Origin of the sequence: Paenibacillus sp. FSL R5-0470 (genome assembly GCF_037975205.1) — a bacterium.
Taxonomy (GTDB): domain Bacteria; phylum Bacillota; class Bacilli; order Paenibacillales; family Paenibacillaceae; genus Paenibacillus_AQ.
Genome location: NZ_CP150238.1, coordinates 860,631 through 880,425 on the forward strand (window position 1 = coordinate 860,631; position 19,795 = coordinate 880,425).

Consider the following 19,795-nt stretch of genomic DNA (forward strand, 5'->3'; position numbering starts at 1 on the left):
GGTTTGCCATTCGGGCTTGGGCGTTCTAATTATGATAAACTGAAACAATGTAAAGTGATTAGGCTTGGTTTGGATAGAGACAGGAGGATGGAGAATGAGCTTTGTTGCTGTCAAAAATGAGTACAAGCGTTACAAAATGGGTGAAAGTGTGATCGTTGCCAACGACGGAATTGATTTTGAGATAAATAAAGGTGAGTTTGCAGTGATTGTCGGCCCCAGCGGTGCGGGCAAATCGACGGTGCTTAATATTCTTGGCGGGATGGATTCTGCTGACGAAGGCCAGGTCATTGTGGACGGTACGGACATTGCCAAGTTCAGTGCCAAGGAGTTGACGGGCTACCGCCGCAATGACGTGGGTTTTGTGTTCCAGTTTTATAACTTAGTGCCGAATCTTACCACACTGGAGAATGTTGAGCTTGCTTCTCAGATTTCCCCGCGTGCACTAGATGCGCGTAAGGTGTTGGAGGATGTGGGATTAGGTGCACGGCTGGATAATTTTCCGGCTCAGCTGTCTGGTGGTGAGCAGCAACGTGTCGCTATCGCCAGAGCGCTAGCTAAACAGCCGAAGCTGCTCCTTTGCGATGAGCCAACAGGTGCGCTAGATTACAATACTGGTAAGCAAGTGCTTAAGCTGCTTCAGGATACCTGCCGTAACACAGGCACTACGGTCATCGTAATCACACATAATTTGGCGATTGCGCCAATGGCAGACCGGGTTATTGAGATTAATAATGCTAAGGTACGGAAGATGGTAACCAATCCTTCGCCAGTATCCGTTGAAGATATCGAATGGTAAGGAGAAGGCATCTATGAAAAAGCGTGCGTTATGGAAAGATATTTTTCGTGAAATTAGGCACACTAAGGCCCGATTTATTTCGATTTTTGCAATTATCATGCTGGGCGTTAGTTTCTTTTCTGGCATCAAGTCAGCCGGTCCAGATATGCTGGATACAGCCGGAACCTTTTATCAAGAGACGAGACTAATGGATCTGAAGGTGCAGACCAACTATGGTTTGACCAAAGATAACATAGATCTGCTGAGCGATGTACCGGGGATCGATGAAGTCCAGCCGGGTTACAGCGCAGATGTGTTCAGCGGCGATAATGCTTTGATACTCAAAGTCCATTCTTACAATTCAGATAAACCGCTTAACCAGTACAGTATGATTGAAGGACGTCTTCCAGAGGATTCCGGAGAAATCGTATTGGATGACAAGCTGGCTGGAAAGTATGCGCTGGGCGACAAAATAACGTTCAGCGGAGCTGGAACGGATGCGGAGTTGTCGAACAACTTTGAAACATTGAATTATACTGTTGTGGGCTTTGTGCGAAGTCCTCAATTTATAGAGAAGAGTACCCGGGGCACCAGCGGAATTGGTAAAGGGACGGCGGATGCATTCGCAGCGATCCCAGAGTCAGATTTTAAGCTCCCGGTCTATACGGAAGCCTATCTATCCTTCAAGGATACAACCGGAGTGAAGGCTTATTCACCAGAGTATGAGGGATTGATCGAACAGCATACCAAGTCAGTAGAGCAGGCGATGTCCAGTGTGCCGGAAGCTCGGCTTGCGGAGATGAGCGCGGAAGGCGAGAAAGAGCTGTCCAGTGGACGAGGCAAGGTGGCCGCCGCCGAGAAGCAGCTCGCCGATTTAAAGCGCCAGCCAGAAGTGGTGCAGCAGGGACAAGCTGCAAACATGAAAGCCATTGCTGATGGGCTGGTCTCTGCCAAGGCGGAACTGGCTGCAGGGGAGCAAAAGCTTGCAGAACTAGGGCTCCCGAAGGTCTATGTCACTGACCGCAGTGCCAATCCGGGATATGCCGAATATAAAGACAACGCTGATCGATTATCGGCAATTGCGAGTGCTTTCCCGGTATTCTTTTTCCTGATTGCTGCGCTGGTCAGCTTGACGACTATGACTCGAATGGTCGAGGAGCATCGTTTGCAGATCGGGACACTTAAAGCGCTTGGGTATGGCAACCGTGACATTATGGCCAAATTCTTGGTTTATGGTACACTTGCCAGCTTGACGGCTTCGGTTGCGGGACTTGCGCTCGGTTTTACCATGTTTCCAACCATTATCTATAATGCGTACAGTTCGCTTTATAATCTGCCGGATCTTATCAAAAGCTTCTATCCGTCGTATTCCATCATTTCCATTATAGTGGCGCTTATCTGCACTACATTGACGGCTTGGATTGCCGCACGTGTAGAGCTGCGTAGCAATGCTTCTGTGTTAATGCGTCCGAAGGCGCCAAAGAGCGGGCAGCGGATTCTACTGGAGAGAGTTACGTTTGTATGGAAACGGCTGAGCTTTGTTCAGAAAGTTACCGCACGGAATTTATTCCGCTACAAGCAGCGGATGTTCATGACTGTGTTCGGCGTGGCCGGCTGTACGGCGCTAATTCTGACCGGGTTTGGTCTTAAAGACTCGATCGGCAGCATTGCCCCTCAGCAGTTCGGCACGATTATGAAATATGATGCACTTGTAGCGCTGCATGAAGATGCGTCTGCTGATGTGCGGGATGCCTACGAGCAATTGATCACTGGCGAGTCCACTATAACTGGATCACTAAGTGTGGCACAGGAAACGATGAAAGCGCATGGCAGTGGTGTAAATGATCAGGATGTGCATATGTTCATCCCTGCATCTGTTGATGCGATATCCGATTATGTGGAGCTGCGGGATCGAGTGAGTGGAGAAAAACGCACGCTTTCGGACGAGGGCGCTATAATCTCGGAGAAGCTGGCTAAATTATACGGGCTTGAACCCGGCGACCAGTTGAATGTGGTGGACAAGGATAACGAGACATTCAAGATTAAGGTCATAGGGATTACAGAGAACTATGTAATGCACTATGTTTATATGACACCTGCGTATTATTCTTCCGTATTTGGACAAGAACCGGTGTTCAACACAGAGCTGCTGAACTATACCACGCACGATAAAGCATGGGAGGACAAGTTCGGCGAGAAGCTAACGGACAATGAGGGAGTGGCCGCGGTCAGCTTTTCCAGCAACGTAGGTACTGCCTTTGATGACACCATGAAGAGTATGGATGTTGTAACCTTGGTACTCATTGTATCGGCTGCTGCTCTGGCTTTTGTCGTCCTCTACAATTTGACCAATATTAATGTCTCTGAACGGATCAGGGAACTATCAACCATCAAGGTATTGGGATTTTATGATAAGGAAGTAACGTTGTATATTTACCGTGAGAATATGCTGCTAAGCCTACTTGGCATTGTAGCCGGATCGGGTCTTGGCATTATATTGCACAGCTTCGTCTTGAATACAGCTGAGCTGGATGCGACGATGTTCGCGCCGATTATTAAGTGGCCAAGCTATGTGTATGCCGCACTCTTAACACTGCTGTTCTCAGGCATAGTCATGGCTTTCATGCATATTAAGCTCAAACGGATTCATATGATTGAGGCGTTGAAGTCGGTAGAATAAGCGGAGCTTCCACACCAAAAACAAAAGTTGATCCTACCTAAAAACAAAGGACCGCTTCGAACAGCCATTGTTATGGCTACTCGAAGCGGTCTCTTTTGCTTTGAAAGGCGATGGAATCTTTTAACGTGAGTCGATCGATAACTTCATATGCAGGATAGGAAAAGGACTCCCCTGTTCATCCAGTGCAGAACGCTCAAAAACTTGAAAACCCATACGCTCATAGAAACCTAAGGCCTGCGGATTTTGTTCATTTACATCAACGTAGCGTACGTTCAGTGTCTGTATAGCATAAGCAACGAGCGATTTACCAATGCCTTTTCCCATTGCAGTAGGTTCTACGAATAGCATTTCAATCTTGTTATCCTGAATTCCTATGAATCCAAGCGATTGGTCATGGTCATCTATAAAAGCAAGCAGATGACTTATATGCTCCATCCCTTGTATAACCAGTGGCCGCAACGCATCAATGTCCTGTTCAGACAGGAATAGATGTGTATGCCGCACAGATAATTCCCAAATATTCAGTAGACGGTATAAACATTCTTCATTTCTAGCGGTGATTGGTTGTATCGAGTCCATGTCTTCCCTCACATTTCCACTTAATTCGAAGAAGCTGCAGCCGCAGCCGACGCAGCCGCAGCCCCAGCAAGAGCAGCCTGCTGTGCGATCACAATATTAGTGATGCTGGTGGAAAGCATCGAGGTTACAATGCCGCTTTGCACATCCTCTACATATTTGAAGGCTACCAGCGCAGCTGACAGCAGTAGCAATTCCTGCTTTACAATGGACCAGCTGCCAAAGCCTTTTTTGGTACGCAGTAATTCGAAGGTCTCTGAGACTTCCGTAACCATGTCCTTATTGTTGGAGGAGAGCAAAGTTAGTACGCCCAGCGAAGAAAGGGTATATTCCTTATCTAACCGGATGCCATGTGCACGGAACGCATCTCGTAATGCCAGTACACGATCCGCTGCTTCTGAAGCTTCTTTTCCAAGAACCAGTACCTGTGTCAGAGCTTGCACACTGTTCCCCGACATAAATTCAGGCTTTAGTGTAGTGTAAAGCTGCTCCATCCGGTCGATGCCGCTGTCCACGTCGATATCGGAAAGGCCGAGCATGGCAGAGAAAATATAATCATCATGTCCGGTAAGGAAACGGTGCTTCGCTTTCATACTATCGTAAAACATCTTTGCGCGTTCTACCGTACGCTGATACTGATCTGTTGTCGTATTAGCGGCGATTTGATAAGCGGCAACGACGAGATAATCAGAGGCTCTAAATTTGATGTCCTTCAATAAGTCATACACGGTCAGCGTGTTTGCAAGCTGTTGTTCCTTGTCAGCAGAAAGAGAGAGCATAGTAGCAATACTGATTGCAGAGTTCCCCCTAAACGAAGAAAACATTCCGGTATTTTCTTTAATAAGCTCGTGGCTCGCACGAATCGCATCCTCATCTGCACTTTTATTCTCTGCTGTGTACAGTAACCCCGCCAAACGGCTAACCATTGCATTATGCCAAGGAAAAGCCTTTTTGATCCTCTGCGCGTTCTCTGCGAACAATTCAACCCTTGCAGCATACTGCTCGTTCATTGGATACACCCCTCAGTTATCTATAATTCATAATATTACGAAAATTTTCTGAGTTGGATTCATTTGTTTGGGGTGTTTATTGTTTTTAGATCGTAACCAGCTCTTTAGCATACCGTTTGCCTGACGAAAGAAGGCTGTCGCTCAGTTCAGGGTCAGTTACAGTCCTTGCAAGAACTAGAGAGCCAACCATGGTGCTGAACAGTGCGCTACCTTTGGAGGGTTCAATTCCCGCCAGATCGGAGATAAAAGCAGTCATCCGCTCCAGTTCCTGGGTGAATACTTGCCGAACTTCTTCGGAAGAATGAGATATCTCGGCAGAAAGGGCAGGGATAATACAGCCCATCTCCGTTTTGTCGCGGTGATACGGACTTAAATAATAGTCAATGACCGCATTGATTTTGGGGTTCTGCTCTTCCAGGTCCGCGACCTTCTGCAAAAGTGCGATGGTATCGCTGATGGCATACCGGCAGGCTTCGGCGACGAGTTGTTCTTTGTTGTCAAAATGTGAATAAAACCCGCCGTGAGTCAATCCGGCTCCCTTCATAATGAATGGAACACTTACATCATGAATGCCATGGGTGCGAAAAGCCTGGGCAGCACTTTCAACAATCGTATTCCGTACTTTTATTTTATGGCCTTTGGGATAGGGCATCATAATCACTCCATAGCTTCATAATTCTACTTTTAAAATATTATATGCATCATAATAAAGCCTGTCAATTTAACGATTCTGAGCACTGTCTGCTTATGAAAGGATAAACACGGTTGTTGACGGTTTTAAAATATGATGGTAATAATATATTACGATCATCATATTTTAAAATAGCAGGTACAGGAGGTATCAGGAGATGGGGAATCTTGAGTTCGTAGAAACGTTGGTCATTGGATCAGGTCCGGGTGGGTATGTGGCGGCGCTGCGATCTTCACAACTTGGAATGAGAACGGCGATTGTTGAACGCAATCAGCTAGGTGGGGTCTGCACTAATGTTGGGTGTATTCCCTCCAAAGCATTAATTGCTGAATCCCATCGTTACGAGTTGTTTAGACCGTTCAGCTCTGCGGATGCGGCAGTGTCATTTAAGAATGCTCAGGATTTCAAGCAAGGAATTGTGAATAAGCAGGCAGGTGGAGTTGGCTATTTATTAAAGACTGCAGGTGTGAGCATTTTGGAAGGGGAGGCCAGATTGGTCGATGAGCATACCGCTATTATCAGTCAGTCCGGACAAGAGCAAAGCATTTCTTTTAAAAATGCCATCTTAGCCACAGGATCACGTCCGATTGAGCTGCAAGCCTTTCCAGTTGGCGGACGTGTTTTGTCTTCGACAGAAGCTCTGTCGCTCCGTGAAGTTCCAACTAGCCTAGTAGTTATTGGCGGTGGATATATAGGCGTTGAACTGGGGCAAATGTATGCCAAATTTGGAACAACGGTAACGATTCTGGAGGGAGGAGATCAAGTGCTGCCTGGATTTGAGGCGGAGCTTGTGAGCCCTGTTGGAAGGCAGCTGAAAGCTGATGGGATTAAGATGATTACCGGAGCGACAGCTGTGAACGTAGTGCAGAGTGCAGACGCCATCACACTGTATTATTTGAAAAATCAGGAGCAGCTGCATGTGACAGCGGAATATGTGTTAGTCACTGTCGGCAGAAAACCAAATACAGACGGCGACTTAGGGCTGGACCGTATAGGTTTGCCAGTGACGAGCAGGGGGTTCCTTGAGACAGATGAACAGTGCAGAACGGCTATTCCGAATATTTTTGCAATTGGGGATATTACGTCGGGTCCAGCCCTTGCTCACAAGGCGTCCTATGAAGCCAAAATTGCGGCAGAAGCCATTGCAGGTCTTTCCTCCGAGGTTGATTATAGAGCCATTCCGCTTGTTGTTTTTTCTGATCCAGAGCTGGCCAGTGTTGGCTTAAGTGAAACAGAAGCAAAGGCAAAAGGCATCCCGCTGGTTATTGGCAAATCTTCTTTTGGGATTAACGGGAGAGCATTGGCCTTGAGGGAAACGGAAGGGTTCGTCAAAATTGTAGCGGACCCAACCTCGGGAATCGTTATTGGTGCCCAAATTGTTGGAGTAGAAGCATCTACACTGGTGTCGGAGCTTGCCCTTGCCATTGAGATGGGAGCAACTGTAGAGGATTTGGCGATGACCATTCACCCTCATCCCACATTGGGAGAAGTGATTATGGAAGCTGCCGAAAATGCGGCTAAAAAAATGGTAAGGGGAGAGAGTGGGAAATGAAGATAAAAGCAGGTTTTTATATTGGAATTGCGATTGCGTTAATCGTTGGAGGTTCGCTACTTGCTATAAAAGGAAAGGATGCTGTCAGTCAAGCTGAGAGCAGGAAACAAGGGATTCTTGATGCAGAGGAAAAGACTATTTTTTATCAGAACAGTCCAGGGTCAATTGTAGAGGTCAGTGTGGCTGTAGGTGATTCTATAAAACAGGGAGAGGTATTGTTCAAGGTTAAATCCGCTGAAGAAGGAGAAACAGATGTACTCGCGCCGGAGGATGGGTCGGTCAACAGGATTGTTGTAAAGCCGGGAGATCAAATACAGCTAGGAATGCCAATGGCGGTTTTGCAAAAAAACAACTTTTATACAGACCTTTACATACAGGAGAGCGAAATCCAAAAGCTAAAGGTGAATCAAAGTATCGACGTTCATTTTCCGTATTTGAACCATCCAAGCGAGGTGACGGGTGTCGTTACTTCCATCGCAGCCGCCCCTCAATTTGCGAGCTTACGCATGTCACGTGAAAAAGGGCAAGCCGATTTAAGCATGTTTCTTGTCCGTATAGCTATGGATGCGAATGCTGATTTGCTTCCGGGGATGACAGCGGAGGTGAAGCTCGATGAAGTCACTGATTGATGAGTGGAAGTACGTGGCGGGCAGTAAGTATTTACGCCTGATTTTTATTGGTCCGCTTATCGCGGCTATATTTTTTGGCTTGATGTTCTCGAAGAATCAAATCAGCGAATCGCATGTTGTAGTCATTGATGAGGATCACAGCTCGTATTCACGACAGCTGATCTCTAAAATAAATGCTTCTCCATATATGAAAGTAACTAATGTGTATGCCAGCTCCTTAGATCCAGAAACATTATTGGCAAATGAGCAGGCTGTCGCGGTCATCACCCTTCCCAAAGCGTTAGGGCTGCATCAGCAGCAGGGGATATCAACGAATCTCGGCATCTTAATGGATAACACCATGCCATCAGGTCTAACCGGCATCCGAACTGCGATTCAGGAAGTCGTCCAGACGGAAAATATGACTCTTTCTATGACCCGTCTCCTCCAAAAGGGGATGGATGCCGAAACCTCTAAAGGACTTGCTTCTCCGTTGTCCCTGCAGCAGCGAATGTTGTTTAATCCGACCACAAGTTATGTGAGCTTTATGGTCATTGGATTTGTGAATATTGTGGTGCTGATGATTACAACAAGCGCAGCAGGTTCAATTGCCCCTCGCTTACGGCAGGAGGGGAAACTTTTTGCAAACGGGAAGTCTCCTTGGCAGATTTGGGTTCGTAGTGTACCTTACGCTGTTTTATCAACGATCTCGCTGCTCCTGTGTTATGGCTTATTAAAGCAGGTAGGGGGAATGCGCTTTGAAGCAGAACCTTATCTTTTTATTATTCCGCTGTTTGTGTATGCCTTTGCTCTGTCACTTATGGGCCTGTTGATTGGTTATACTGCCAAAGACATATCCAAAGTTAATTTACGAACTAATTTCGTATTGTATCCGTCGTTTCTTGCCACTGGAATCCAATTGAGCCCATTAGCGTTTCCGGAGTTTTTTCAAATTTCCGCTTGGGCATTGCCGATGAACTGGCTTAATCGTCTTATACGCGGGATGGCTTTTCGGGATGTGGCGTTAACAGCCTACAGTCAGGAGCTGGGAGCACTGCTGATCATTATTGGTGTTGTATCCTTATTCATCGGATTGCTGGTGCTCAGAGAGGCGAACAAACCCGAGGTTCAGCTCTCGAAATCAGTCCCAGCTTCAGTAATCTAATCTACTCTAGTCGTGCAAAACGTTGTTCTGTTTTATTAAGATGCTTCACCCGTTCTTCTAAGCTGCGATCTGACATCCCGGCATAATTATACCAACGGAGGTTCTTCCGTATTCCCATTTTGCGGAAGGTTCCTCTGAACAGAATTTTGGTGATGGGGTTGCCAAAAATCCAGCGATAAAAGAAGTCGGGCGTGTTCATTACGGTCAGCAGTGACACTCCTTTAAGATTCGTGAGCAAGCATTTGAAGGGCCTTCCAGGTTTAATTTCCTCGTAGACAATACCTTTTGCGAATACCTTATCAAGAAAGCCTTTGGTGAGAGCGGGCATGGCCTCCCACCAAATGGGGAATAGGAAGACGATATGATCTGCTGCCATAAGCCGTTGCTGATAATTGGCGACTAGGGGGTCGGTGGTTTTCTTTTGTCGCCAAGCAGCAAGTTCTTCGCGCGACATGACTGGATCAAATCCATCGGCATGCAGATCGATAAGATCAATCGTATGCCCTTTGGTGGTAAAACCTCGCATTACGGAGGCTAATAAGGCTGCGGAATAGCTTCGCTGATGGGGGATATTCTCGGACGCTGATGCTCCATATGGATGATCAAAAATAATTAAGACATTCATATAAATACCTTCTCTTCGTTTTATTATTTCCTAGAAATTAAATATTAACTATGGAAACAATAATACGTTTTAGGTTTCCTTGTTGTCAATATTATTTCTAGGAAACTTTATTTATGAGCTGTGTCTTGTTAAAATGAGCATAAGATGAATTTACGAGGAGACTTAACAGTGACGCATTCTTTCGAGAACTTACCTAATAAGGATATTTTGATAAAAAAACTGATAGAGATGATTCCCCAATTACAAAAGCGATTTCAATCGGAGGATGATGAAGAGAAGGCGTGGTTGATTCAGAACTGTAGTAATCCCCTTATCATTGATTTCCTCCAAGACTCCACAGTCATGATGCTGCATGTAATAGATGCAATTGGACAGCTTGAGCCTGTGAATGGCACTACCATTTCGAAGCATTTCGGAATTCCGAAAGGTAGCGTGTCCAAAATCACTAGAAAATTAGTTCTGCAGCAAATTATTCGCACGGAATTTCTCCCCGATAATAAAAAAGAAGTGCTGTTTCTTACAACACCTCTTGGAAAAGAAATATTCGATTTGCATCAAGCACTACATAAAGAGATGAATAAAGGGATAAATCGGTTTCTACAGAGATATAACACAGATGAATTGTTATTTCTGATCCAAGCGTTCGAGGATACTTTAGAAGCATCATGGGTTCATCCGGAATCGGTTGCTGAAGAAGAACGATTAAATGCTGGAGAATCTCATGAGGCAATGGAAACCGATGAAATGAGTCAAATCGTAGACATGCTTAACCAACTTGATACACGCAATCTTAAGAAAGCTAAGGCCATTCTTCAAGATGTGTTTTTTACCTCTTTTGAGTAGCTTTATAATTTCTGATAGTGAGTTAAGAGTTGTTCTAGCTTATCCTGAATTATTTGTTTCAAGGCTTCAGGCTTCACCGCTCTAACATATTGACCATATCTCATGAAATAATTAGCTAGAAATTCTTCTTCGCCTGGATTATAGAATCCCTTTATGACTGTTTTCGGGCCAGCTTCTATTTCCATAGAGGGATAATGCTCTTTATAAAAAATATCTTTGGCTTGCTCCGCAATCTCAACTTCAAAGTGAATACTGTTCTCGGATTGATAAAATTCTAAGGAACGACTAAGAAGTTCTTCTATAGAATAGCGGGCTGAGCTTTCCTCTTCTTCAATGAAGGTTATTCGATCGCATCTAAACACTCTATATGTATTCGTATTTAACTCTATTCCAGTAGCATACCATTGACCAAACTTCGCGGAAATTCTGAAGAATTGTACAGGGTAGCTTTTTGTCTCGTTATTTTTTGTGTATTCAATGTTACAGGCACATTCATTTAGAATACTTGCCAGGATTTTATCTAAAAAACGACTGACATGCTTATGCTGATACATTTCGAATTGTAGAACCTTTTTCATTTTATGAATCTGGTTGATTTGTGTACTCGATAGACAGTGCTCGAACTTTTCGTTTAGCTTATTAACACTTAAATGAAAAGGTGTAGATTGATAAGATTCTAGCGTCAGCATAGCAAAGTACAGTGCATAGACTTCATCTATCGTGAAAATAATAGGGGATAACAATCTATTTTTTAAAAGTCCATAACGTCCGTGTCTGCCATGCTCTGAATAAATAGGCATTCCTAATTGTTCTAATGAACTAATATCACGTAGCGCTGTGCTTTTTGAAATATTGTATTTCTCCATAAGGTCACTTAGATTAAAAAACTCTCGCCCGTTTAAGTATCTCATCATGTCATTTAATCGTTCTGATTTCTTCATATAAAAAGCTCCTTATTAAGGTGTCATGTTTTGATACCTTTATATATGATAATAAGTTTAAGATCACATATCAAATATACGAAGGAGATTTACACTATGAGTACAACACTAGAAGTAGCTATTTTCTTATCGATGAAGGGAAGAGCCAAGGAAGCTATAGAATTTTACAAAAAGCATTTTAATGCAGAGGAATTGTTACGTGTTACCTATCAACAACTAGCAGAACGTGACAGCTCCATACAGCTTACGGATGAAAATAAGGATTATATTACTCACTCTGTCCTGTTAATCGGAAAAACAAAAATAATGATAGCAGAAGATACAATGAATACGAATGAGAAATATACAGTGGGTAATAACACTTCATTATGTATTCAAAGTGCTGACCTAGAGGAAATTGAACACTTCTATAGTAGCTTAATCACGGATGAGCGCGTGAAAATTATTGCTCCTTTATCTAGTAATGTGTTTAGTAAAGCCTACGGTATCATTGAAGATCCCTTTGGTATTCAAATTCAACTCATGTTTGATGAAAGATTACATTAACAACTTTGCTTCTAAAGTAAACCCAGTTCACCGTTCAGCTGATCATAATTCAGGGATTATCCTGATGTTGGTCGGCTTTTTTGTATGTATTGATGGCTATTTTTTATGAAAAACATTGAATTATTATGCATAAAGATGTATAGTGTTTTTTAATTAACGTTAATTAAGTAAGTAAGGGATGTGGAATGTCTTGACCAAAAACAAGTTGAAAGAAGTAGCGATGCGACTATTCGGAGAGAAGGGTTACGAGGGTACGGCTCTCTCTGAAATTGCGAAGGAAGTTGGCGTGAAGACTCCGGCGATCTATGCCTTTTTTGAGAATAAAGAGGATTTGTTTATGACGGTCTTTCGTGAGGCTATGCAGTCCTATAACACTTATATTCAAGAGCTATCGGAAGAGCAGAAAGTACTGAGTGCGCAGGAAAGTCTACGAGGCATATTGTCTAGACAGTATGAGTTCTATCAGAAGAGTCCTGAAGCAAGCAAAATTGTACTGAGGTATGTGGTCTTCCCACCGGCATTCTTAAAGGAAACGATTGAGGAAGCATTTCTAGAGTCCGACGCGATGCTGACGAAGAGCATTGAACAATTCATCTCGAAAGGGATGGAAGAGGGAGTAATTCGCGATCAATCCGTTCAGCTTCTCGCAGATGCTTTTCTCAACTTGATGGATGGATTAAGCATGCAGTATTTCTATTACACTTCTAAGGGAATTTATGAGCGTAAGCTGAACCATGCGTTTGAAATGTATTGGAAGGGTGCGTCCTCATAGCGCTACAGAAGAAGATAACAACAAGGGGATGGGGAGAATGGCAGAAGTAAGTGAAGTAAAGGGGAACGAGCTTAGCTCGGGGGATTTTGAGAGAGAGCCGGTTCCAGCTCATTTGCGTAAAAAATGGCTATCTATGTCGCTCGTCTGGATCGCCATCGGGATTGACCTATCAGCGATGTTCTTGGGTGCTCAGCTTGGCAATGGAATGAATCTGACGGATTCACTCACAGCAACAATAATCGGTTCGTTAATCCTAGGGGTGATCGGAGCGTTATGTGCGTATGTAGGAGCGAAAACAGGGTTATCGACATCGATGATCTCTCGGTTTCTATTCGGAAATATGGGTGCACGTGTCGTAGCGGTTATCCTCGGTATTTTCTCACTCGGTTGGTTTGGGGTGCAGGTCGGGTTCTTCGCTTCGAATATGCAGACTGCTTTTAGTCAATTATGGGATATTCATCTGTCCTTAGGGGTGCTTTCATTCATAGGTGGGCTTTTGATGATGTCTACAGCTATTTGGGGATATCAATCTATTGAACGACTAAGCACCTGGTCCGTACCATTGCTTATCTTGTTTATCGGAGTGGCTATTTATTCCGCGTTCCATACCAAAGGAGCTTCAGCCGTGTGGGAACCGATTAGCGGAGCAGCGATCCCGATGGGGACAGCGATCTCGCTTGTTATTGGTATCTTTATTGTCGGCACGGTGCTTTCACCGGATATCGCTCGTTGGGCGCGCACACCGAAGCATGCTATAACCGCGGCTTTTATTGGCTTTTTTGTGGGTAACAGCTTCATGACAATTGTAGCTATTTTCCTATCTCGAATTATGGACACAGATGATCTGACGAATATTTTCATTGCGCTAGGACTTGGGCTTCCAGCCATTATCGTCTTAACGCTTGCCCAATGGACGACAAACACGAACAATTTATATTCTGCTTCGCTAGGGTTCTCTGTCGTGTTCCAAAAGGTTCCGAAAAAGCTAATTACTATTGTGGCAGGTATCTTTGCTACGTTGCTTGCCGTACTTGGCATCTATGATAAGTTTTTATCTTTCCTAAATATTATTACGGTGTTTGTCTCTCCAATCGGGGGGATCTACACGTCCGAATTTTTGCTTGTAGATCGAAAGAAATTCACTTTTGAAGGTCTGGATCGCAATAAGAACTGGGTGATTCGCTCCTTAGCGGTGTGGGTTGCAGCTACGTTGTTCGCTTTTATGACAACCGCATCGCCAGATGGATTTGGATGGTTCCAAATCACGAGCGTACCGGCATTAGATGCGTTTATGTTCGCCTTTATCGTGCAGTGGATTGTCGGCAAAATCATGACTAAGAAGGGATAACATCATGAGAAATCACAAACTAACAGAATTAAATGAACAAGCGGTGCAATACATTGCTGTTGGTGCAGCCGTTCTTGGAACAGGCGGGGGCGGTGACCCGCATATTGGTAAATTGATGGCGATGGAAGCCATTCGCAAATATGGTCCTGTTCGTTTATTAAGTCCTGAGGATCTGGAGGACGATGCATTGGTTGTTCCTATATCCATGATTGGCGCACCTACGGTTATGAATGAGAAGATTCCTTCGATTCAGCAAATGATCAAGCCTTTGGATATGATTGAGAAAGAGCTTGGACGCAAGGTGAGCGCCATTATGCCGATTGAGGTAGGTGGCGGTAACTCTCTGGTTCCCGTAATTACGGCTGCGGAACGCAATATTCCTATCGTAGATGCGGATGCCATGGGACGGGCTTTTCCAGAATCGCAAATGGTGACGTTCTACTTGGACGGTATTGACTGCAGTCCGATTACGATGGCAGATGAACGCGGCAACGGTGTGCTTATGCATGCGATCGACGGTGTTTGGGAAGAGCGGATGGCGCGTGCGGTTACGATTCAAATGGGCGGATCAGCTTCGATTTGTGATTATCCGGTAACTGGAGCGCAGGTAAAGCAAAGTGCAATCCCACATACCTTGACGCTTGCGTATGAGATCGGAAAAACATTGTTCGAGTCCAAGGAATTGAAGCAGAATCCAATTGAAATGCTGCTGAAGCAGCTGAATGGATATGCATTGTTCCAGGGGAAGGCAGTAGACATTCGCCGTCGTACAGAAGGCGGATTTACACGCGGTGAAGCGATCTTCGAAGGTACAGATGCTAAAAAGGGACGTACGATGACTTTGTTCTTCCAGAATGAGTTCCTTCTTGCCACAGAAGATGGACATTCAATTGCTATTACTCCTGACCTGATCTCTGTGCTTGACCAGGATACCGGTATGCCAATCACGACTGAGAATTTGAAATACGGTGCCCGGGTGAGTGTGGTTGGTTTCCCTTGTGATCCGAAATGGCGTTCACCAAAGGGCCTCGAGACGGTAGGTCCACAATATTTTGGCTATGATGCACCTTATATTCCAATTGAACAATTGGCAGCAGAGAAAGGGGGAGCAGAGTAATGTCTCATACGAATGTAGACAACATGGAAGAAATATACCGCATTGGGATTGATGTCGGCGGGACAAATACAGATGCAGCCTTGCTCGACTCCAAGTTAAACACCATTCATACGATAAAAGTGCATACCACACGTGATGTAAATGAAGGCATTACTGAATCCATCCGTCGTTTGTTAGCAGAGAGTAGTGTGAATCCGGCGCAGATTCGTTATGCAATGCTCGGAACTACGCACTGTACGAATGCTATTGTAGAGCGCAAGCACTTGGGGAAAGTCGGCTTGATTCGAATCGGGGCACCGGCAACAACTGCGGTTCCTCCACTTGCGGATTGGGACGATACACTTAAGGCAACGGTTTGCCCACATGCTTATGTTGTTCATGGTGGATATGAGTATGATGGCCGCACGATTGTTGAAATGGATGAAGAAGAGATTCTAGACTGCTTTTTGAAAATGAAGGGTGAAGTCGAAGCGGTTGCGATCTGTGGTGTGTTCTCCCCAGTGAATACCTCGCAGGAGAATCGTGTCGAAGAACTTGCGAAGCAAGTACTTGGCGCAGATATGCCTGTGACGTTGTCTCATGAGATTGGAAGTATTGGATTGCTCGAGCGTGAGAACGCGTCGTTGCTGAACGGCGCATTACTTAACGTTATTGCTGGAGTCGTAAAGGGCTTCGAAGAGGCGCTTCACACTTATGGAATTGACGCGAGCCTATACATCTGTCAGAACGATGGAACACTGATGTACAGTGAATATGCGCTTCGTTACCCGATTCTGACGATTGCTTGCGGTCCGACGAATTCCATTCGGGGTGCGGCACACTTGTCAGGTCTGAATGATGCACTTGTTGTTGATATTGGTGGCACCACGACAGATATCGGCGTCTTGATGCAAGGCTTCCCGCGTCAATCATCCGCTGCGGTTGAGATTGGCGGCATTCGCACGAACTTCCGCATGCCGGATATCTTATCGATCGGGATCGGCGGCGGTACAATCGTTCGCTTAGATGAAACGCAGGATCAGGTAACAGTGGGTCCGGATAGCGTGGGGTACGAGCTATTGAAGCGCGGCCTCATCTTTGGTGGTGATACGCTCACAGCAACCGATGTGGCGGTGAAGCTTAATCGATACGAGTGGAAAGATGCGCAGACAGAGGTACTTGATGAATCGATCTGCAAGAGAGCAGATGAGATCATTACGCGGGATATCGAGGAAGCGATTGATCGGATGAAGACAAGCTCAGATCCTGTTGACGTCATTTTGGTCGGTGGCGGAAGTATTCTTGTGGCAGACAAGCTTGAAGGTGTATCACGGATTGTGAGACCGGATCACTATGATGCTGCGAATGCGATTGGCGCTGCGTTAGGTGAGGTGAGCGGGGAGACAGAGCGCATTTATTCCCTGGACGAAATGTCTTATGATGAAGCTAAGGAAGATGCCCGCAGCCATGCAATAGAGCAAGCTGTTCTAGCCGGTGCAGATCGCAATACCGTTCAGATCGTATTGTCTGAGGATATTCCGATTGCATACTTGCCGGGCAATGCCTTGCTGGTAAAAGTAAAAGCGGCTGGACGTTTATAAGATGAGTATGGATCTGCCTTGAGGAGTGAACTCTTCGAGGCGGATCTTTTTTCTTATACAATAGTATGACCAGAAGAAAGGGGATTAAGAATAGCTGTCGAAGTGGGTTATGTACATATTTTAACGATGGGAGAGAGGACAATGAAAGTGATTAGCACATTAGAAATCGTAGATGTACATACTGGGGAACGTACTGCGCTCCGCTCATTTGATTATTTAATCGAGGCACCCAATTGGACTAGCGATGGTAAGCATCTTATTTATAATAGTCGAGGTTGTCTCTATTCGTTCGACATCGCAACCTGTGAGCTTGTTCAAATTGACTCGGGATTTGCTGCGGAATGTAATAACGATCATGTTCTGTCTTTTGACAACACTAAGATCGCAATTAGTCACCATACGAAAGAAGATGGTAAATCTCGTATATATATTCTTCCCATGGAGGGTGGCGAACCGGTTCTAGTTACACCGAATGCTCCAAGCTATTTACATGGTTGGTCTCCAAACGGTGCTGAGTTAGCTTACTGTGCAGAGCGCAATGGTCAGTATGATATTTATACCATTCCAGTAGACGGGGGAGTAGAGGTACAACTGACGGATTCGCCTGGGCTGGATGATGGGCCTGAATATTCACCAGATGGTGGACATATATGGTTCAACTCGGTGCGTACAGGGCTGATGCAGATATGGCGAATGAATGCCGATGGCACTGAGCAAACACAGATGACTTTTGATGAGAGTAATAACTGGTTCCCGCATGTATCGCCAGATGGTCAGACGATAGCCTACCTGAGTTACCGCAAAGGAGATGTAGATCCTGGCGATCACCCTGCGAATAAGGATGTTGAGATTCGATTGATGGCAAGCACGGGAGGAGATTATCGCACACTAGTACAATTGTTTGGAGGACAAGGTACGATTAACGTGAATTCGTGGTCTCCGGATAGTAAGCGCTTGGCGTTTGTAAGTTATGTGGTGGAGGAATAGGAATAAAATACCGATAAAAATTATAGTATTTTTATTTATATATAAATGGGGGAAAAGTTGGATGAAGAGGATTTTTAGTGTTTTGCTAATTGTATTACTGGTTATACCAGCACTAGGCACTACAACCTTTGCGAGCAGTACGGTGAAGGCTAAGGTAACCGAGAGCAGTACATATTTTGACGGAGAACAAAGGGACCTGAACGGATTCAATATCTCGAACAACAATTATTTCCGGCTGCGCGATGTAGCGGAGTATTTCTCGGGAACAGCCAGTCAATTTGATATCACTTGGAATAAAGCAAACAATGCGATAGAGATCATAACCGGGCAAGCCTATACTCCCGAAAAGAAAGCTAGCAGCAACTACTATAGTCGCAATAGAAATTATTCAGCTACGCTGTCGACCTCTAAAGTACTAGTGAACGGACAGCTACAGTCGATTACGGCGTACAATATTGACGAGAATAACTATGTTCAGTTGCGAGATTTGGCGGGGAAAATTCCATTCGATATCGAATATGACGTTCAGTCTGATCGCATATCCTTGTTCTCAAAAGTTCCAGATCATGCTTACCGGGTAAAGACGGCGGTGAAAACCGAAAGTAACGCTGTATCTTCTTATTTTCCCAGATGGAAAAGTACGGCCACTTCCTATCTCGTGAATAATAATGACGGGACTGAAAGTGTCCTTGAGGCGAATAAGGAAGTTACGATTGAATCATATAATGAGAAGTTTGAACTAACTGGAAATAAGAGTATCCCTTTTGAGCTTCCGATATTTGGTGGTTTCTATAGTGGGGAGAAGTATAACTATATTGCTTTTGGACAAGAGAATCGCGAAGAGAATGATAGCAAAGAAGTGATTCGTATTGTCCGTTATGATAAAAGCTTTAATAGAGTAGATAGTGTCTCCATTAAGGGTGGCGAGAGTTATACGGTTAGCCCTTTTGATTCTGGCTCTGGTAGTATGGCCGAGGCTGGTGATACGCTTGTATTCCACACTTCACGTACAAGATACACGACAGAAGATAAACTAAATCATCAATCGCAGCTGACCATTATCGTGAATACCCAAACAATGACCGTGACGAATGATCTGGGAAGATTCCAGAAGAATCATGTCAGCCACTCTTTTGATCAATATGTATTGTTTGATGGTGCTACGCATGTTCTAGTGGATCATGGTGATGCCTATCCTCGTTCGATTGTGCTGAATAAAGGAAATGGAACCAGCTATAACGAGGTAGACCTGTTTAATATTCCCGGCAAAATCGGAGCGAACACCACAGGCGTTTCTATAGGCGGATTTGAGATGTCTTCGGCGAACTATATTGTCGCTATGAATACGATTGACCATTCGCTTGTCAAAGAATATACGTCTTATGAGATGGTGGGACTGGAGAAGGATCAGAGAGATATCGTTCTTAGTGTTCTACCAAAAGCCAACCTGTCTAGCACAGCAGTGAACCACATCACCTTGGCTAAATATGTTGGTACGAACCAGATCGCTTCCATTCCTAAACTAGTAAAAATCACAGACGACAAAATGATGGTGCTGTGGCAGGAGTTTGATAAAGAGAATCATCCGGGTGACCTGAAATATGTTCTTATAAATGGAGAGGGTGCAACCACTGGCGGTATCCAAACGATTAAGAACTTTGTACTATCAGAAAGCAGCCCTATTGTTAGCGGCGACAAAATTGTATGGTATACCAACAACAACGGATCCAGACTGTTTTATTCTATTCCATTAAATTAAATTACCAGCAAAAGGTTATCCCGTTAATGCCTACATGAGGTATTACGGATAACCTTTTTTTCTACCAAACTCATATGCCGTTTCCCTATCGATATGCTCGTTTACAAAGAGGTGCTAACATTTGTACCCCTGATCATCTAACAAAAAGACACCCGTGTACGCCTCAGACTTCTCACTCCAACAATATGACGCCCCATCGCTAACACCTGTCTGTTTCGTA

18 protein-coding genes are annotated in these 19,795 nt (G+C 44.7%); 13 read left to right on the forward strand and 5 right to left on the reverse strand.

Annotated features, from left to right (window positions below; all coding sequences use genetic code 11):
* Nucleotides 1–94 precede the first annotated feature (94 nt).
* Together MKY99_RS03765 and MKY99_RS03770 are read left to right on the forward strand one after the other, a co-directional pair.
* On the forward strand, nt 95–796 hold the full coding sequence (locus MKY99_RS03765) for an ABC transporter ATP-binding protein (RefSeq protein ID WP_042184895.1): 702 nt from the start codon (nt 95–97) through the stop codon (nt 794–796).
* Nucleotides 797–809: 13 nt separating this feature from the next.
* Nucleotides 810–3,455 (forward strand): ABC transporter permease, encoded by a 2,646-nt coding sequence (locus MKY99_RS03770; protein ID WP_339268750.1) that lies wholly within the window; start codon nt 810–812, stop codon nt 3,453–3,455.
* Nucleotides 3,456–3,575: 120 nt separating this feature from the next.
* On the opposite strand, the gene MKY99_RS03775 is transcribed toward MKY99_RS03770, so the two are convergent.
* The 3 genes from MKY99_RS03775 to MKY99_RS03785 form a co-directional block, all read right to left on the reverse strand.
* Nucleotides 3,576–4,034, reverse strand: coding sequence for a GNAT family N-acetyltransferase (locus MKY99_RS03775; RefSeq protein ID WP_339268752.1), 459 nt, complete (start codon nt 4,032–4,034; stop codon nt 3,576–3,578).
* Between the two features lie 20 nt (nt 4,035–4,054).
* Nucleotides 4,055–5,041, reverse strand: a complete 987-nt coding sequence (locus MKY99_RS03780) for a DUF4003 family protein (RefSeq protein WP_339268755.1) — start codon at nt 5,039–5,041, stop codon at nt 4,055–4,057.
* Nucleotides 5,042–5,126: 85 nt separating this feature from the next.
* Complete coding sequence (locus MKY99_RS03785; protein WP_339271485.1) at nt 5,127–5,693, reverse strand: TetR/AcrR family transcriptional regulator; 567 nt, start codon at nt 5,691–5,693, stop codon at nt 5,127–5,129.
* A 196-nt stretch (nt 5,694–5,889) separates the two neighbouring features.
* Between MKY99_RS03785 and lpdA the strand changes: the two genes are divergently transcribed.
* From lpdA to MKY99_RS03800, 3 genes are read left to right on the forward strand one after another with little or no spacing between them, the layout of a single operon-like run.
* On the forward strand, nt 5,890–7,284 hold the full coding sequence (lpdA, locus tag MKY99_RS03790; RefSeq protein ID WP_339268757.1) for a dihydrolipoyl dehydrogenase: 1,395 nt from the start codon (nt 5,890–5,892) through the stop codon (nt 7,282–7,284).
* On the forward strand, nt 7,281–7,913 hold the full coding sequence (locus tag MKY99_RS03795) for an HlyD family efflux transporter periplasmic adaptor subunit (RefSeq protein ID WP_339268759.1): 633 nt from the start codon (nt 7,281–7,283) through the stop codon (nt 7,911–7,913). The genes lpdA and MKY99_RS03795 overlap by 4 nt, the downstream gene beginning before the upstream one ends.
* Nucleotides 7,897–9,057, forward strand: a complete 1,161-nt coding sequence (locus tag MKY99_RS03800) for an ABC transporter permease (RefSeq protein WP_339268761.1) — start codon at nt 7,897–7,899, stop codon at nt 9,055–9,057. Before MKY99_RS03795 ends, MKY99_RS03800 begins: the two co-directional genes overlap by 17 nt.
* A 1-nt stretch (nt 9,058) precedes the next feature.
* On the opposite strand, the gene MKY99_RS03805 is transcribed toward MKY99_RS03800, so the two are convergent.
* Entirely contained in the window at nt 9,059–9,682 is a 624-nt protein-coding gene (locus tag MKY99_RS03805) for an NAD(P)H-dependent oxidoreductase (RefSeq protein WP_339268762.1), read from the reverse strand.
* Nucleotides 9,683–9,850: 168 nt separating this feature from the next.
* Between MKY99_RS03805 and MKY99_RS03810 the strand changes: the two genes are divergently transcribed.
* On the forward strand, nt 9,851–10,525 hold the full coding sequence (locus tag MKY99_RS03810; protein WP_339268764.1) for a MarR family transcriptional regulator: 675 nt from the start codon (nt 9,851–9,853) through the stop codon (nt 10,523–10,525).
* A 2-nt stretch (nt 10,526–10,527) separates the two neighbouring features.
* Here the strand turns inward: MKY99_RS03810 and MKY99_RS03815 are convergent, their stop codons facing one another.
* Entirely contained in the window at nt 10,528–11,466 is a 939-nt protein-coding gene (locus MKY99_RS03815; RefSeq protein WP_339268766.1) for a YafY family protein, read from the reverse strand.
* Nucleotides 11,467–11,562: 96 nt separating this feature from the next.
* On the opposite strand from MKY99_RS03815, the gene MKY99_RS03820 reads away from it, so the two are divergent.
* From MKY99_RS03820 to MKY99_RS03850, 7 genes are all read left to right on the forward strand, one after another.
* Nucleotides 11,563–12,012 (forward strand): VOC family protein, encoded by a 450-nt coding sequence (locus tag MKY99_RS03820; RefSeq protein WP_339268768.1) that lies wholly within the window; start codon nt 11,563–11,565, stop codon nt 12,010–12,012.
* Between the two features lie 190 nt (nt 12,013–12,202).
* Entirely contained in the window at nt 12,203–12,784 is a 582-nt protein-coding gene (locus tag MKY99_RS03825; protein ID WP_076300294.1) for a TetR/AcrR family transcriptional regulator, read from the forward strand.
* A 37-nt stretch (nt 12,785–12,821) separates the two neighbouring features.
* Nucleotides 12,822–14,132: a cytosine permease gene (locus MKY99_RS03830; protein WP_339268770.1), complete on the forward strand. Its 1,311-nt coding sequence runs from the start codon at nt 12,822–12,824 to the stop codon at nt 14,130–14,132.
* A gap of 1 nt (nt 14,133) precedes the next feature.
* Entirely contained in the window at nt 14,134–15,249 is a 1,116-nt protein-coding gene (locus tag MKY99_RS03835) for a DUF917 domain-containing protein (protein ID WP_339271487.1), read from the forward strand.
* A complete protein-coding gene (locus tag MKY99_RS03840) occupies nt 15,249–16,829 on the forward strand; it encodes a hydantoinase/oxoprolinase family protein (protein WP_339268771.1) in 1,581 nt (526 codons plus the stop codon). The genes MKY99_RS03835 and MKY99_RS03840 overlap by 1 nt, the downstream gene beginning before the upstream one ends.
* 141 nt (nt 16,830–16,970) lie before the next feature.
* Nucleotides 16,971–17,816: a transporter gene (locus MKY99_RS03845; protein WP_339268773.1), complete on the forward strand. Its 846-nt coding sequence runs from the start codon at nt 16,971–16,973 to the stop codon at nt 17,814–17,816.
* Nucleotides 17,817–17,877: 61 nt separating this feature from the next.
* Nucleotides 17,878–19,575 carry a hypothetical protein gene (locus MKY99_RS03850; protein WP_339268775.1) on the forward strand — a complete coding sequence of 566 codons (1,698 nt, stop codon included), beginning with the start codon at nt 17,878–17,880 and terminating at the stop codon, nt 19,573–19,575.
* Nucleotides 19,576–19,795: the final 220 nt, after the last annotated feature.